At 28.7% G+C, this 15,241-nt stretch carries 16 protein-coding genes and 1 tRNA gene; 14 read left to right on the top strand and 3 right to left on the bottom strand.

Annotation, left to right across the window (positions count from 1 at the left end; genetic code table 11):
* Window positions 1-4 precede the first annotated feature (4 nt).
* The 4 genes from HMPREF3045_RS02540 to HMPREF3045_RS02525 all read left to right on the top strand — a co-directional run bounded on the left by HMPREF3045_RS02540 (window position 5) and on the right by HMPREF3045_RS02525 (window position 3,998).
* Window positions 5-1,243: an FprA family A-type flavoprotein gene (locus HMPREF3045_RS02540; RefSeq protein ID WP_070607843.1), complete on the top strand. Its 1,239-nt coding sequence runs from the start codon at window positions 5-7 to the stop codon at window positions 1,241-1,243.
* A gap of 92 nt (window positions 1,244-1,335) precedes the next feature.
* Window positions 1,336-3,150 (top strand): NAD(+) synthase, encoded by a 1,815-nt coding sequence (nadE, locus tag HMPREF3045_RS02535; protein ID WP_070736954.1) that lies wholly within the window; start codon window positions 1,336-1,338, stop codon window positions 3,148-3,150.
* Complete coding sequence (locus HMPREF3045_RS02530; RefSeq protein WP_070641351.1) at window positions 3,143-3,934, top strand: metallophosphoesterase; 792 nt, start codon at window positions 3,143-3,145, stop codon at window positions 3,932-3,934. The genes nadE and HMPREF3045_RS02530 overlap by 8 nt, the downstream gene beginning before the upstream one ends.
* Window positions 3,925-3,998: transfer RNA gene (locus tag HMPREF3045_RS02525), tRNA-Arg, on the top strand. The genes HMPREF3045_RS02530 and HMPREF3045_RS02525 overlap by 10 nt, the downstream gene beginning before the upstream one ends.
* A 37-nt stretch (window positions 3,999-4,035) precedes the next feature.
* Here the strand turns inward: HMPREF3045_RS02525 and HMPREF3045_RS02520 are convergent.
* Window positions 4,036-4,545: a nucleoside 2-deoxyribosyltransferase gene (locus HMPREF3045_RS02520; protein ID WP_070641350.1), complete on the bottom strand. Its 510-nt coding sequence runs from the start codon at window positions 4,543-4,545 to the stop codon at window positions 4,036-4,038.
* Window positions 4,546-4,596: 51 nt separating this feature from the next.
* Window positions 4,597-5,178 (bottom strand): DUF4230 domain-containing protein, encoded by a 582-nt coding sequence (locus HMPREF3045_RS02515; protein ID WP_373880583.1) that lies wholly within the window; start codon window positions 5,176-5,178, stop codon window positions 4,597-4,599.
* A 309-nt stretch (window positions 5,179-5,487) separates the two neighbouring features.
* Here HMPREF3045_RS02515 and HMPREF3045_RS02510 point away from each other — a divergent pair, with 309 nt between their 5' ends.
* From HMPREF3045_RS02510 to HMPREF3045_RS02475, 8 genes are all read left to right on the top strand, one after another.
* Window positions 5,488-6,168 carry a phosphoribosylaminoimidazolesuccinocarboxamide synthase gene (locus HMPREF3045_RS02510; protein WP_070641348.1) on the top strand — a complete coding sequence of 227 codons (681 nt, stop codon included), beginning with the start codon at window positions 5,488-5,490 and terminating at the stop codon, window positions 6,166-6,168.
* A 12-nt stretch (window positions 6,169-6,180) separates the two neighbouring features.
* Window positions 6,181-6,663, top strand: a complete 483-nt coding sequence (gene purE / locus HMPREF3045_RS02505; RefSeq protein ID WP_070641347.1) for a 5-(carboxyamino)imidazole ribonucleotide mutase — start codon at window positions 6,181-6,183, stop codon at window positions 6,661-6,663.
* Window positions 6,660-7,943: an amidophosphoribosyltransferase gene (locus HMPREF3045_RS02500; RefSeq protein ID WP_070736953.1), complete on the top strand. Its 1,284-nt coding sequence runs from the start codon at window positions 6,660-6,662 to the stop codon at window positions 7,941-7,943. The genes purE and HMPREF3045_RS02500 overlap by 4 nt, the downstream gene beginning before the upstream one ends.
* Before the next feature lies 1 nt (window position 7,944).
* The gene (gene purM / locus HMPREF3045_RS02495) at window positions 7,945-8,970 is read left to right on the top strand and encodes a phosphoribosylformylglycinamidine cyclo-ligase (RefSeq protein WP_070736952.1); all 1,026 of its coding nucleotides are present in this window, start codon (window positions 7,945-7,947) and stop codon (window positions 8,968-8,970) included.
* Complete coding sequence (gene purN / locus HMPREF3045_RS02490; protein ID WP_070736951.1) at window positions 8,942-9,559, top strand: phosphoribosylglycinamide formyltransferase; 618 nt, start codon at window positions 8,942-8,944, stop codon at window positions 9,557-9,559. Before purM ends, purN begins: the two co-directional genes overlap by 29 nt.
* A 9-nt stretch (window positions 9,560-9,568) precedes the next feature.
* Window positions 9,569-10,813 (top strand): phosphoribosylamine--glycine ligase, encoded by a 1,245-nt coding sequence (purD, locus tag HMPREF3045_RS02485; RefSeq protein ID WP_070736950.1) that lies wholly within the window; start codon window positions 9,569-9,571, stop codon window positions 10,811-10,813.
* A gap of 360 nt (window positions 10,814-11,173) precedes the next feature.
* Window positions 11,174-12,025 carry an SDR family oxidoreductase gene (locus tag HMPREF3045_RS02480; RefSeq protein ID WP_070736949.1) on the top strand — a complete coding sequence of 284 codons (852 nt, stop codon included), beginning with the start codon at window positions 11,174-11,176 and terminating at the stop codon, window positions 12,023-12,025.
* Window positions 12,015-13,286: a dicarboxylate/amino acid:cation symporter gene (locus tag HMPREF3045_RS02475; protein ID WP_070737010.1), complete on the top strand. Its 1,272-nt coding sequence runs from the start codon at window positions 12,015-12,017 to the stop codon at window positions 13,284-13,286. Before HMPREF3045_RS02480 ends, HMPREF3045_RS02475 begins: the two co-directional genes overlap by 11 nt.
* Before the next feature lie 48 nt (window positions 13,287-13,334).
* Here the strand turns inward: HMPREF3045_RS02475 and HMPREF3045_RS02470 are convergent, their stop codons facing one another.
* The gene (locus HMPREF3045_RS02470) at window positions 13,335-13,748 is read right to left on the bottom strand and encodes a Fur family transcriptional regulator (RefSeq protein WP_070736948.1); all 414 of its coding nucleotides are present in this window, start codon (window positions 13,746-13,748) and stop codon (window positions 13,335-13,337) included.
* Between the two features lie 93 nt (window positions 13,749-13,841).
* Between HMPREF3045_RS02470 and HMPREF3045_RS02465 the strand changes: the two genes are divergently transcribed.
* Both HMPREF3045_RS02465 and HMPREF3045_RS02460 read left to right on the top strand, forming a co-directional pair.
* Window positions 13,842-14,957, top strand: a complete 1,116-nt coding sequence (locus HMPREF3045_RS02465) for a metal ABC transporter substrate-binding protein (RefSeq protein ID WP_070736947.1) — start codon at window positions 13,842-13,844, stop codon at window positions 14,955-14,957.
* A complete protein-coding gene (locus HMPREF3045_RS02460) occupies window positions 14,958-15,200 on the top strand; it encodes a P-loop NTPase family protein (protein WP_070736946.1) in 243 nt (80 codons plus the stop codon). It begins immediately after the preceding gene.
* Window positions 15,201-15,241 lie beyond the last annotated feature (41 nt).

Here is a 15,241-nt window from a genome sequence, read left to right as displayed (position 1 = left end):
ATATATGTATACAGTTAGAAAAGTTACAGACGACTTATTTTATGTAGGTGGAGATGACAGAAGACTTGCTCTATTTGAAAATATTTTTCCTATAGACGGAGTTTCATACAACTCATACCTTTTAATGGATGAAAAAACAGTTTTAATAGATTCAGTTGACTGGTCTATTACAAGAGAATATATACTAAACGTATCTAGAGTTCTTGGAGATCGTGATCTTGATTATATGTTAATTCAACACATGGAACCAGACCACTGTTCTGCAATCGAATTAATGCTACATTACTATCCAAACGTAAAAATTATAGCAAGTGAAAAAGCTATATTATTTATGAGACAATTTGGTTATCACGTAGATGATAGATACATTGAAGTAAAAGAAGGAGATTCAATCTCATTTGGTAAACACGAATTTACATTCGTAGAAGCTCCAATGGTTCACTGGCCAGAAGTTTTAATGACTTATGATTTAACAGATAAAGTTTTATTCTCAGCAGATGCTTTTGGTTCATTTAAATCTAATGACGGAAGACTTTTTGCCGATGAAGTAAATTGGGATAGAGATTGGCTAGATGAAGGAAGAAGATATTTCACAAATATAGTTGGTAAATATGGTACATTCGTACAAGCAGTTCTTAAAAAAGCAGCAGGACTTGATATTAAATATATCTGCCCACTTCACGGACTTGTTTGGAGAAAAGACTTTGGCTATATTTTAGATAAATATGACAAATGGTCAAGCTATGAACCAGAAGAAGAAGGAGTTTTAATTGCTTATGCATCAATGTATGGAAATACAGAATATGCAGCTCAAGCTCTAGCATCAAAACTTGCTGAAAGAGGAATGACAAATATTTCCCTAAGAGATGTTTCAAGCACAGATGTATCTTACCTAATTGCAGACGCATTTAAATATTCAAATATCGTTCTTGCATCAGTAACATACAACCTTGGAATATATCCAAAAATGAAAGACTTCATCCATGATATGGCAGCACTTAACGTACAAAATAGAGCAGTATCATTAATGGACAATGGTACTTGGGCTCCAACAGCTGCAGATAAAATGGAAGAATTTTTAGATAATGAAATGAAATTAATAGACGTTCTACCTGAACAAGTAAATATAGTTTCATCATTAAAATCTGCAAAAGAACCAGATATGGATGCTTTAGTTGACGGAATTTTTGAATCAATGAAGAAAAGAAGAGAAGAAGTTCAAAAAGCTAAAGATCAAAAATAAAAATTAAATTTAAAACTGTCACAGGAAACTGTGGCAGTTTTTTTGTAAATCTTATATAATAATTTTATAGTTTAAAAAGATTTGAGGTTTATATGAAAAAAAATTTAAAATTAAGAGCAGAAAATTTTAAAATTAAAATTGGAAATATATCTTACAACAAGAAAAAGATAAAAGAAACGATAAAAAAAGCAAATGATGATTTGGTAAATATTTTGCTTTTGCCAGAACTTTGTCTTACTGGAGCAAGTTTGTATGATGGATTTGCGAATGATGATATTTTGGAAGAATGCCTTGATGCTTTATTTGATTTGAAAAATTTTTCAAAAAATATTGATACTTTGTTTTCTGTTGGACTTCCTGTAAAAGAGGGAAGAAAAATAATTGATATGGTATTTTTATTAAAAGAAGGCGATATTATTGGAGGATTTTTTAAAGATAATTTTAAAGACCACGAAAAATATGTTTTTGACACTCCAGAAGAAGATGAGTTTATTAAGATAAAAGATGAATATGTTCATCTATATAATAAATCATATATAGAAATTAACGATATAAAAATAGCCGTAAGCGTAGGAGAAAATGAGGAGAAAGATATTCCCGATTCATTAATTTCTAAGTCAAAAAATAATATAGATATAATTTTAAATCCATCAGCAAAAACTAGATATATAGGATCAAAAAAAGATATAGAAGATAAAATTAAATTTTTGTCAAAAGATACAATTTACCTATATTCAAGCACAGGACTTGGAGAAAGTTCAACCGATTTTGTTTATGAAGGCTTAAATATTATTGGAGAAAATGGAAAAATTAAAGAAAGTAAGAGAGATGAATTTGTTGATTTATGTTCATATTTTGATATAAGTCAAAATACTATAGAAGAATTTTTTGATTTTAAAAATAAGCCAAGTCTTTCATATTGGGATAAATTTCCTTATTTGCTTGATGATAAAAAAATCTATGTAGAAGATGCTTTTGATATAGTAACAAGAGCTTTAATTCAAAGAATGGAGGCAATTTCTTGCAAAAAAGTTATCTTGGGACTAAGTGGTGGACTTGATTCAACCATGGCACTTTTATTTATAGTAAAAGCATTCGAAAAGATGAATTTGCCAAAAGAAAAAATTCTTTTATACACAATGCCAGCCTTTGGAACAAGCAAAAGAACAAAATCAAATGCTTTTAAGCTAGCAGAAGCTTTTGAAATAAAATTAAATGAAATTGTAATAAAAGATGCAGTAAATATTCATCTAAAAGATATTGGTCATGACGGAAAAACTCAAGATATAGCCTACGAAAATGCTCAAGCAAGAGAAAGAACCCAAATTTTATTTGATATAGGAAATATGGAAAATGCTCTAGTAATAGGAACTGGAGATAAGTCAGAAATTTCCCAAGGCTTTGCAACCTACAACGGCGATCACATGTCATCCTATGCAGTTAATGCCTCTTTGACAAAGACAGAATTAAGATACATTGTTTCCTATCTTGTAGAAAATACAAAAAATCAAAAATTAAAAGAAGTTTTGGACGATATATTAAAAACTCCAATTTCTCCAGAGCTAAAAAATGAAAATGAAGAAAAAATCAGCCAAAAAACTGAAGATATAATAGGCCCTTATGAATTAATAGACTTTTTCACATTTGAATTTTTGGAAAATTCATCAGTAGAAGAAATATATGAAAAAGCAAAAGTTGCCTTCAAAGACGACTATGACAAAAAAACCATAAAAAAATGGCTCAAATCATTTTATAAAAGACTAATTACAAGTCAATTTAAAAGATCAGTTTCAGTAGACGGCCCAGCCTTATCACAAAAATCATTCTCCCCAAGAAGAGGATACTTGTTAGCCTCAGATATGTCTGCAGAAGTTTTTCTAGAAAGAATAGAAAAATTAGATGAATAAAATAATGATTTTTATAATATTTTGCCTAATTTTACTTCTTTTCTCATACATTTACTATCAATGCAAGTGGGCAAAAGAAGTAAAGCAAGATATATACAGCAAAAAAATAAAAAATAAAATAAAAATAACACAAATTAGTGATTTTCATTCGAATAAATTAAAAAATATGGAATATTTTAAGGAAAAAATCCTAGAATTTAATCCGGATTTTATAATTTTGACAGGAGATATAAACGATTACGGAGAAGAAAAGAAATTTAATAGGGCAATAGACTTTCTAGAGAAGCTTTCAAAATTAGAAATAAAAACCTATTATATAACAGGAAATCACGAAGAAGCAGGCCCTATGCTTGATGAATTTATAGAAAAAATCAAAAGACTTGGTATAAAATATTTAAAAAATGAGGGAGAATATTTAAAAATTAGGGACGAAAATATTTATATTTATGGAGTAAGCTATAATAATTTTTCATTAAAAAATTACCAAACAAAAGATGAAAATTTAAATATAATATTAAGTCATTTTTCTAAAAACATAAGAGATAATTTAGACGATACTATGGATATAATTTTTTCAGGTCATACCCACGGAGGACAAGTTAGATTTCCATTTTTGGGAGCTTTGCTAGCACCTGGGGAAGGATATTTTCCAAAATTTGATAAAGGATTATTTAAATATAAAAATTCACAAATTTATATAGATTCAGGACTAGGAAATACCTTTATGGATTTGAGATTTTTAAATAGGATACAGTTTTCCAATATCACTATCATGCGCCAATAGTTTAATGGTAAAACAAAAGTGTCCGAAGCTTAAGATAGGGGTTCAATTCCTCTTTGGCGTGCCAAAAAATAGACTGAAGTAAATTTACTTCAGCCTATTTTTTATTTATTTTCTTTTATATAAGTAATTAAATCTTCAATCAATTCTTCTTTTTTCTTATAAATTCTTGGTTTTTTGAATTTATTTCCATTTTTATCTACGTAAGAAAGTCCTGTTACAAGTTTGTTTATATATAAAAAATCATTTTGAAATATGTCTTTTTTCATTGGTGGAAATTTATCTTCTTTGTCATTTCCTCCAAGTCTTATATCTGTGTAGAGTTGAAAAATTTGAAGACCTTTTTCAAATGCTATTCCCATCTCTGCTGCAAGGCCTAAATCTTGTGTGTCCATCAATCCTACTAATATATCTGCATTTTTAAGTCTTTCGTAGTCTGCTAATAGTATATCGTAATTTGATGTAAAGCCTGCATCTTTATCATTTATTTCTAAATTTTGTGCGGGATTATAAATTTCTATATCTGAAAATTCATTTTCAAGTGCCTTTTGAATTTCTAGTGCTTGCCATCTTTGTCCTTCTGTAAATAAATCACAACCTAAATATATTTTCATATTACCACCTTTCATAAGTATATTATAGCACAAAAAAATAAGGGCGAACCCTTATTTAAATTGTATATTTATTGTATAATCTTCAAGACTATTGTCTATGTTGATTATATCTTTTATTGCTTTTTCACATTTTTTGTTGGCTTCTATCAAGATTCCTTTGTCTATTGCTCTTTTTTCTACTGATTTTTTTTGATTTTTGGCAAAGTCATTGTAGTCTTCAACTTTAATTGGATTAAAAATTGAAGTTTTTTGGTCGAAAATTTTTAGGGAATCTTCATAAATTTCGTGCGATAAAATTTTTGATTTTGGTAATTTTATGTTTATAGTTTTTCCTGAAACTCTTACATCCATTTTTTCAAGATCTACTCCACAAGAAATCATTCCATCATAAGAAACTATAAATTTCTTTTGGGTAAATGGTATATCGTAGCCATAAAATTTATTTGAATTTTCAAATTGTCCCATATTTGTGTAGGAATATTTTAAACTTGTTAGCTCTTTTGCATTTTCTATTCTATTTTCTATTAATTTGTTGTCTATTTTATTTTCATTTTTTGAAGAAAAATAATTGAATGAAAACAATAAACAAACGGCTAAAAGAATTGCTATAATAATATTTTTTATTTTTGACATTTTTGCTCCTTTATTCATAATTAATATTATCTTATTATAAATATAATGAATTACAAGTCGTAAATGAAAAATATTAAAATTTATCAAAAAACTTTCTTGACAATTAAAATTTACCTTGGTATTATGAATTTGAACGAAGAATAGGCTCATTGAAATGGGCGAAAGTGTACCTAGGGATCTGTTTTTTTCAAGACCGAGCGGTACGGATATTTTTTAGTATTACACCAGAGGGACAAAAGCCCAGGAGGATAGGTTTCGTAGCCTGTCCTTCTGGGCTTATTTTTTGTAAAAATTTTTAAGGAGAAAAAAATGCATACAATCTACGAAGGTAAGACAAAAAATTTGGTTGAAAATGATGGAAAATATTTTTGTTTATTTAAGGATACTATGACTGGTACTGATGGAGTATTTGATACTGGTGGAAATCAAGTTGCTGGAGAAAAAGAAGGCGCTGGTCAAGAGTGTCTAAAAGTTTCTAAATTTTTCTTTGAAAAAATAAATGAGGCTGGTGTAAAAACTCATTATCTTGGAGCGGACCTTGATAAAAATCTTATGGAAATTGAAAAATGTACAGTTTTTGGAAAAGGTTTAGAAGTTATTACAAGATTTAAAGCTGTTGGATCTTTTATGAGAAGATATGGTCTTTATGCAAGTGAAGGACAAGATCTTGATGCTTATTCTGAAATTACTTTAAAAGATGATGATCGCGAAGATCCACTTATAACTGAAGATGGATTGGTTGAATTAAATATTTTATCTCATGATGAATACAAAAAAATAATTGAAGAAAATAAAAAAGTTGCAAGACTTGTAAAAGATATTTTGGCTGAATATGGACTTGATTTGTATGATATAAAATTTGAATGGGGAAGACTTGCTTCAAGCGGAGAAGTTGTTTTGATTGATGAAGTTTCTGGTGGAAATATGAGAGCTTACAAAGATGGAACTTATATTGAACCTATGGAATTGTCAAAATATTTGGGACTTTAATAAGGAGTTTATATGAAAGTTTCTATAATTATGGGATCTTTGTCTGATAGTCCAATTGCTGATAAGGTTGTTTCAAAATTAATTGAATTTGGAATTGATTATGAAGTCAAAGTAATTTCTGCTCACAGAGCTTTAAAAAGTTTAGAAAAATATGTAAAAGAAAGCGAAGATGAAAGTGAAGTTTATATTGGAATTGCTGGAAAGGCTGCTCATTTATCTGGAGTAATTGCAGCTTTGACAATAAGACCTGTAATTGGAATTCCTGCAAAATCATCTCATCTTGGTGGACTTGAAGCTTTACTTTCTACAGTTGAGATGCCAAGTGGCGTTCCTGTTGCAACTGTTGCAATCGGAGGAGGAGAAAATGCTGCAATTTTGGCTACAGAAATTCTTGCAATAAAATATGATTCTTTAAGAGAAAAATTAAAGGATATGAGAATAAAAATGAAAGAAACTATAGATAATTCTGAATATGAATATAAGGCAAATAAATGAGTGGAATTGTAGGAATATTTTCAAAAAAGAAATATAAAAATGTTTTTCCCGAATTATACTCTGGCCTCTATGCAATCCAACATAGAGGCCAAGAGTCAATGGGAATATCACTTCTTGCTCATGAAAAATTATCAGAAATTAAAGGTAAGGGAGAAATTGCCAACAATATTAGCCTAGATAATATTTCAACTCTTGCAGGAAATGTTGGTCTTGGTTATGTAAAATATAGGTTTGCTGAAGATGATAAATCTCTTATGCCAATGCCATGGTTATTTTATCCTGAAAATTCAAATTTTAAAAATTTGATTGCAATTGATGGAAAATTTCTTGATGAAACAAGTCCTGAAGATGTTGTAAATAAATTAAATTCGAATAATATAGATGAAATTATACAATTTATAAACAATTTAAAGGGAGCATATTCTATTATTCTCGTAAATGGAAATAGGATGATTGCGATTAGAGATCCTTATGGAATTAAAAATCTTTGCGTTGGTAAAAAAGAAGATTCTTATATAGTTGCAAGCGAATCTTGTGTGATTGAATCAATTGATGGACAACTTTGTCACGAATTAAAACCAGGAGAAATTTATATAGTTGATGATAATGGAGAAGAATCCTATTTTGCAAAAGAGCTTTCTAATTCTCCTTGCATTTTTGATTTTGTTTATACTGCAAGACCTGACTCTTCAATAAATGGTGTTAGCGTCTATGATGCAAGAATTAAAATGGGAGAAATTCTTTACAAAGAACACCCTGTAGATGCAGATATTGTTGTTGGAAGTCCTGATAGTGGATTAATTTCAGCTGTTGGATTTTCGCGTGCATCTAATATAAAATACGAAAGAGCAATCGTAAGAAATAGATATATAAATAGAACATTTATTCTTCCAACAAATTCAATGAGAAAAAAAGGAATAAGAATTAAATTAAATCCAATAAAACATCTTATTGAAGGAAAAAGAGTTGTTCTTGTGGATGATTCAATTGTAAGAGGAAATACTATAAAAAGAGTAATAGAAATATTGAGAGAGTCGGGAGCAAAGGAAGTCCATATTAGGATTGCATCTCCTCAAGTAATAAAAGAAGAAACTTTTACCTTTGATGTACCAGACAAAGATCATTTAATTAGTAACAACAGAAGTGTAGAAGAAGTTAGAAAAATTATAGGAGCAGATTCTTTGGGATTTATTTCCCTAGAAGGATTAAGACAAGCTTGTGGAAATAAAACATATTACGAAAATTGTTTTAATGGATATAACCCTTTAGAAAGGATATAAAATGCCAATAAATTATAAAGACGCTGGAGTTGATGTAGCTAACGGTCAAAAAGAAGTCGAACTTATAAAAAATTTAGTAGAAAAAACTCAATCAGAAAATGTTTTGAGCAAACTTGGAGGATTTTCTGGTCTATTTAGTTTGGAAAATTTAAATATAAAAAATCCGGTTTTGGTTTCAGGGACAGATGGAGTTGGAACTAAAGTTATGCTTGCACAAATGATGGACAAGCACGATACAATTGGAATTGATTGCGTGGCAATGTGCGTAAATGATATTCTTTGCCAAGGAGCAAAGCCATTATTTTTTCTAGATTATATAGCATGTGGCAAACTTGTTCCAGAAAAAATGGAAAAAATTGTAAAAGGAGTAGCTGACGGCTGCCTTCAAGCTAATTCTTCTTTGATTGGCGGAGAAACTGCAGAAATGCCAGGTCTTTATAAGGAAAATGACTATGACCTTGCAGGTTTTTGTGTTGGAATAGTTGATAAAGAAAAAATAATTACTGGAGAAAAAATTAAAAAAGGCGATCATATTTTTGGTTTAAAATCTTCAGGAATTCATTCAAATGGATATTCTCTTGTAAGAAAAATTGTTTTAGAAAAAGAAAAATTATCTTTGGATGAAAAAATTGAAGGACTTGATACAAGTCTTGGAGAAGAATTATTAAAACCAACCAAAATTTATGTGAAAGAAATTTTAGCCCTTCTTGAAAAAATTGAAATAAATGGCCTAAGCCATATTACTGGTGGTGGATTTTATGAAAATATTCCAAGAATGATTCCAGATGGACTTTGTGCAAAAATTGATGTGAGAAATATTCCTCTTCCAAAAATATTTTCACTATTAGAAAAATGGGGAGAGCTTGACAAAAAAGATATGTACGAAACCTTCAACATGGGCGTAGGACTTGTTTTTGCAGTTGATAAAAAAGATATTGAAAAAGTTAAAGAAATAATTGATGAAGATGAGCTTTTAGACCTTGGAGAGGTTATAGAAAATGATGAAAAAATCGACCTCAAATTCTAAAAAAATTGCAGTTTTGATCTCAGGATCAGGAACAAATCTTCAAGCTATAATTGATTCGTGTCAAAATAAAATTATTAATGGGAAAATATCTATAGTAATTTCAAATAAAGAAAATGCTTACGGGCTTACAAGAGCAAAAAATGCCTCAATTAAAACATTGGTTTGCAAAGATAATGATATTTTGCTTGATACTTTAATAAAAGAAAAAATCGATCTTGTTGTTCTTGCAGGCTACCTTAAAATTTTACCTCAAAAAATAATTGACAAGTTTGAGTCAAGAATTATTAATATCCATCCATCCCTTATACCATCATTTTGTGGGATGGGATTTTATGGAAGAAAGGTTCATGAAAAAGTCTATGAAAAAGGAGTGAAATTTACTGGAGCAACCACTCATTTTGTTACAAAAGATGCAGATGATGGGCCAATAATTTATCAAGAAATTGTAAAAATTGACCAAGAAGATACAATCGATGATATAGCAAAAAATGTTTTGGAAAAAGAACACGAAATTTTGATAAAATCAGTGAAAGATTTTTGTGATGATTTATTTTACATAAAAAATAATAAGGTTTTCGTAAAAAAATAGGAGTTTTTGATGAAAGTTTTAATAATTGGAAATGGTGGAAGAGAACACGCACTTGCTTGGAAAATTTCACAATCAAAAAAAGTAGACCAAATATTTATGGCAAAAGGAAATGCGGGAACTAATTCTTTTTGCAAAAATATAAATATCGAACCAACAGATATAAAGTCCTTGGTTGATTTTTCTAAAAAAGAAAAAATTGATCTTACAATTGTAGGGCCAGAAGATCCTTTGTGTATGGGAATTGTAGATGAATTTGAAAAAAATAATCTTAAAATTTTTGGACCAAACAAAGAATGTGCAAAATTTGAAAAATCAAAAAAATTTACCAAAAATTTCCTAGAAAAATATAAGATACCAACAGCAAAATATAAATCTTTTGAAAATTTTGATCTTGCCAAAAATTCCCTAAAAGATTTTTCCTATCCTTTAGTTATAAAAGCTGATGGACTTTGTCTTGGAAAAGGCGTTATAATTTGCGAAGATGAAAAAAAAGCTATAGAAAGTCTTGATGATATTTTTAATAAAAAAATATTTGGTGATGAGGGAAAAACTGTTGTAATCGAAGAATTTTTGAAAGGCGAAGAAGCTTCACTTTTGTGTTTGGTGTCAAACAATAAATTATTTCCATTAGAAACTTGCAAAGATCACAAGCAAATTTATGATGGAAACAAGGGTCCAAATACTGGAGGAGTTGGAACATATTCTCCAAGTAAATTTTCACACAAAACAGGGGAAAATATAGAAATAATTTTAAAGCAAATTGAAAAAGGACTTGATGATTCAAAACTTTCTTACAATGGAATTTTGTTTATTGGATTTATGATTGATAAAGATAAACCAAAAATATTAGAATTTAACGTAAGATTTGGAGATCCAGAAACAGAAACCCTAATGCCAAGACTTGAATCAGACCTTGTAGAAATTATAGAAAAAACTCTTGACAAGAGCCTAAAAAAAGAAGATATAAAATGGTCAGATGATTATTCCCTATCATTAATTCTTGTTTCAGATGGTTATCCATTAAAATATGAAAAAAATAAAGAAATAAGTGGACTTGAAGATGTAAAAAATTCAATTATTTTTCACAATGGAACAAAATTAGAAAATGGAAAAATTTTATCAAATGGTGGACGAGTTCTTACAATAAACGCAAAAGCAAAAACTTTAGAACTTGCAAGAAAAATTGCCTACGATGATTGCGAAAAAATAAAATACGAAAATAAATATTATAGAAAAGATATTGGATTAAATTAGCTAGTTTAACTAGCTAAGAGCGTAGACAAACCCTCAAGCACGAATATCTGACTCCAAAAATTGTTGATTTCTAAATTTCAAAATTCTAAAATCACAAACTCGCTAACGCTCAAACAATGCGATTTTTGACGAATTTTTAAATTTGAAATCAAATCAATTTTTTCCGTATGATATTCTTAGCATGAGGATTTGTATACTTTGTCAACAGTCAAAGCTAGTTTAACTAGCTTTTTTTATTTGCTTAATTTATTTATTAATTTATGTACAAGATAAAGAACAAACAAAAATGAAAAATAATTTGCAATATGTTATAATAAAACATATAATTGTTTTTTTAAAAAAATATAGAAAGGAAAATTTATGAGAATTAATACAATTTGGATTACAGGAGCTCATGGAAGACTTGGCTCGACTCTTGTAAGATATTTAGATCCTTTGGAAGCTGAAATAATTGCAACTGACAAAGATGAAGTTGATATTACAAAACAAGAAGAAGTAAATTTGTTTGTAGATAGAAATAGACCAAAAATAATTATCAATTGTTCGGGCATTACCAATAGATTAAAATGCGAAAATGATCCTGACAAAGCATATTTGTTAAATGCTTTGGGAGCAAAAAATATTGCCATTGCGTCAAATAGGGTTAGAGCAAAACTTGTTCAGTTATCTACAGCAGATGTTTTTGATGGACAAACAATTCATCCATACAAAGAAATTGATAAGGCAAATCCAAATACAGTTTATGGAAAAAGTAAATTTTTGGGGGAAGAATTTGTAAAAAATTTTGCTGATAGATATTTTATAGTTAGGGTTTCAAGACTTTATTCAAAAGAAAATAATTTGGTTGAATCAATTATTGAACAAGCAAAAAATGGTATTGTTAAAGTGCCAAAATCAAGATATGGTTCGCCAACATCAGCCTATGAGCTTTCAAAATTTTTGATTTCAATAATGGGAACTAATGCTTATGGAATTTATCATGCTTCATGTGAGGGGACTTGTTCCTTTAGAGCTTTTGCTCAAAAAATTATTGATGTAACAAAAATTGATGCAAAGGTAGAAGAAGTTAGAGATTCTGATAGAATCGATTTCGAACCAGCCTTTAGGGGAATAGATAATTATTTTTTAAATCTTTTGGACAAAAATACTTTTTCAACATGGGAAGATGCCTTAAAAGATTACCTGAGAAGGGAGTATGGTTATGAAAGCTAAATCTAATAAAAAATTAGGCTTAACTTCTAAAATTTTTATTGCCCTAATTTGTGGAATGATTCTTGGAATTGTAATGCATTATTTTGTTCCAAAAGGTCATATTAAAGATGACATTATAATTGATGGAATTTTTTATTTATTAGGTCAAATGTTTATAAGAGCTATGCAAATGCTAGTTGTGCCATTGGTATTTTTTTCAATCGCTGATGGCTGCAGAAATATGGGAGATACGAAAACTCTTGGAAAAGTTGGAATAAGAATTGTATTATTTTATCTTTTAACAACATCCCTTGCAATAATTATTGCTCTTTCTTTGGCGTCAATTATAAATCCTGGAAAAGGAATGGATATGAAATTGGGTTCAAATGAATTTAATATGGATGCTGGAGAAAAAGCTTCAATGAAAGATACGCTTTTAAATATGATTCCAACAAATCCTATTGAAGCTTTGGCAAAAGGCGATATGCTACAAATAATTATTTTTGCAGTTATAGTTGGACTCTTAATTGCATCTATGGAAGATAGGTTAGAAACTTTAGGAAATATAATTACAGAAATGAATGATTTGATGATGAGTATGACAATGGCTGTAATGAAACTTGCACCAATAGGAGTATTTTTCTTAATAGCAAGAACATTTTCAAATCTTGGTTACGATGTAATTTTGTCTATGCTTTCATATATGATTTCTGTAATTTTGGGACTTGCTTTCCAACTTCTGATAGTTTATATGCTGCTTTTGACGATTTTTGTAAGAGTAAATCCATTTGCTTTTCTAAAAAAATATTTTCCAGTTATGACTTTTGCATTTTCAACCGCATCATCAAATGCAACAGTTCCATTAAATATTCAAACTCTAGAAGATATTGGAGTTGATAAAAAAATTTCTTCATTTACAATTCCTTTGGGAGCGACAATAAATATGGATGGAACTGCAATAATGCAAGGAGTAGCTGTAGTATTTATTGCAAATGCTTATGGAATTGATTTAACGTTGAATGATTATTTAACTGTAATATTAACAGCGACGATTGCATCAGTCGGTACAGCAGGAATTCCATCAGTAGGACTTGTTACTTTATCAATGGTCTTGTCATCAGTTGGACTTCCAGTAGAAGGAATTGCTATGATAATGGGAATAGATAGAATTTTGGATATGGCAAGAACAGCAATAAACACAACAGGAGATGCATCTGGAACAATTATAGTTGCAAATTCTGTAAATGCATTTAATAAAGAAAAATTTAATAAAAGAGTTTAAAATAAAAAAAGTTGGTAAAGAATTTTCTTTATCAACTTTTTTATTTATTTAATTTTTTTGACACTGTGGGCAAATTCCTGTAAATTCAAAACTGTGTCCTTTGATTACAAAGCCAGTATCTTTTTCTATCTCTTCTTCAATTTCATGGATTGGGCAATTTTCTATTATAAATTTTTTATTACAAGAAATACACCTTATAAAATGTTTGTGATTATTAGAATTTAATTGAAAATAAGAAATGCCATCTGTATTTGTATTTTTTAAAAGGAGATTTATCTCTTCCAATGTATTTAAATTTCTATAAATTGTTGAAAGATCCATATTGATATTTTCTTCTTTTAATTTTTCTAAAATTTCTTCTGCAGAAATTGGATCATCATTTTCAATTATCTTTTCTAAAATTATTTTTCTTTTTTCAGTAACACGAATCTTATTTTGCTTTAGTAAATCTTCTGCTTTCACAATCTCACCTCTATAAATATATTACCATATTGACAAAAAATGAAACAGCTATATAATATTCTTTGCAAATGATTTGCAATAAAAGGAGGAAAAATGAAAAAGAAAATTTTAGCAATAATTTTGGTTTTCGGAATTTTTGTTACAGGATGTGCAAAAAATAATGAAAAATCAAATATAAATTCAAATAATTCAAATCAAACAAGTCAAAGTGAAAATAAAGATAAAGAAACAATTTATGCTTCTTTTTATCCAATTTATAATTTAACAAAACAAATTGCAGGAGATAAATTTAATGTAAAATCTTTTACAAATTTAAATACAGAAGTTCATGATTTTGAACCATCTGCAAAAGATATGGCAGATTTGTCAAAAGCAAAAGTATTATTTTTAAATGGAGCAGGGCTTGAATCTTGGCAAGAAAAAATATCAGAATCTTCAAAAGTTGAAATTGTTGATACTTCTAAAGGAATTAATTTGATAGAAAATACGCATGAAGATGAAAAAGAACATGATAAAAAACGTGAAGATAGACCTAAATCTTGTTGTGACGCTCCCCATTATCACGAATCTTTAGATGAAGATGAAAAAGAGGATGTAGATAATCACGAAGATAATAAAGAAGATGAAGATATCGAAAAAGATGAGCACGAACATGAAGATGAAGAAGAACACCACCATCATCATGGAACATACGATCCTCACGTTTGGTTATCTCCAAAAAATGGGATAATTCAAGCAAAAAATATAGCAGAAAAACTTTCAGAAATTGATCCAGAAAATAAAGATTATTATGAGAAAAATTTTGAAAAAATAAAAAAAGAGCTTGAAGAAATTGATAAAGAATATGAAAAAAAATTAGAAAATAAAGAAAATAAAAAATTCTTAGTAGACCACGAGGCATTTTCTTATCTTGCTCGTGATTATGGTTTAATTCAAGTTCCGCTTACATCAATAACTTCAACAAGTGAAACTGATGCAAAAACTATGAAAAATGCGATTGATTATGTAAAAAAAGAAAAAATTACTGCAATTTTTTATGAAAAAGGCGAGTCTGATAAAAATGTAAAGACTTTGGCAGATGAATTATCTCTTGACGCAAAAGCTATAAATACTATAGAATATGCAAGTGATGATGATTTAAAAAATGAAAAAACTTATCAAGAATTGATAAGAGAAAATTTTGAAATAATGGAAAGTAGTTTAAAATAAATGAAAGATATAGAAGTTAAAGATGTAGTCTTTTCTTATGGCAAGGATGAAGTTTTAAATAAAGTTAGTTTTGATTTGAATAAAGGCGATTTTTTGACTATTCAAGGAGAAAATGGCTCTGGGGACAGTGATATAATGATGACAGATACAATAAATCCATTAAAATCAAAGTTTAAAGGCTTCCACAAAACTTTTAAACAAGGTGATTTAGGATTAAATCTGTCATCTTTTTTATTAAATTAACAAAAAAGAAAAGAAAACATAAGTAATAAGGATTGAAGAGA

Source organism: Anaerococcus sp. HMSC075B03, assembly GCF_001815585.1.
In the GTDB taxonomy this organism is placed as follows: Bacteria; Bacillota; Clostridia; order Tissierellales; family Peptoniphilaceae; genus Anaerococcus; species Anaerococcus vaginalis.
Note: the sequence above shows the minus strand (reverse complement) of the source record. Positions and strands in the feature narration are given on the sequence as shown.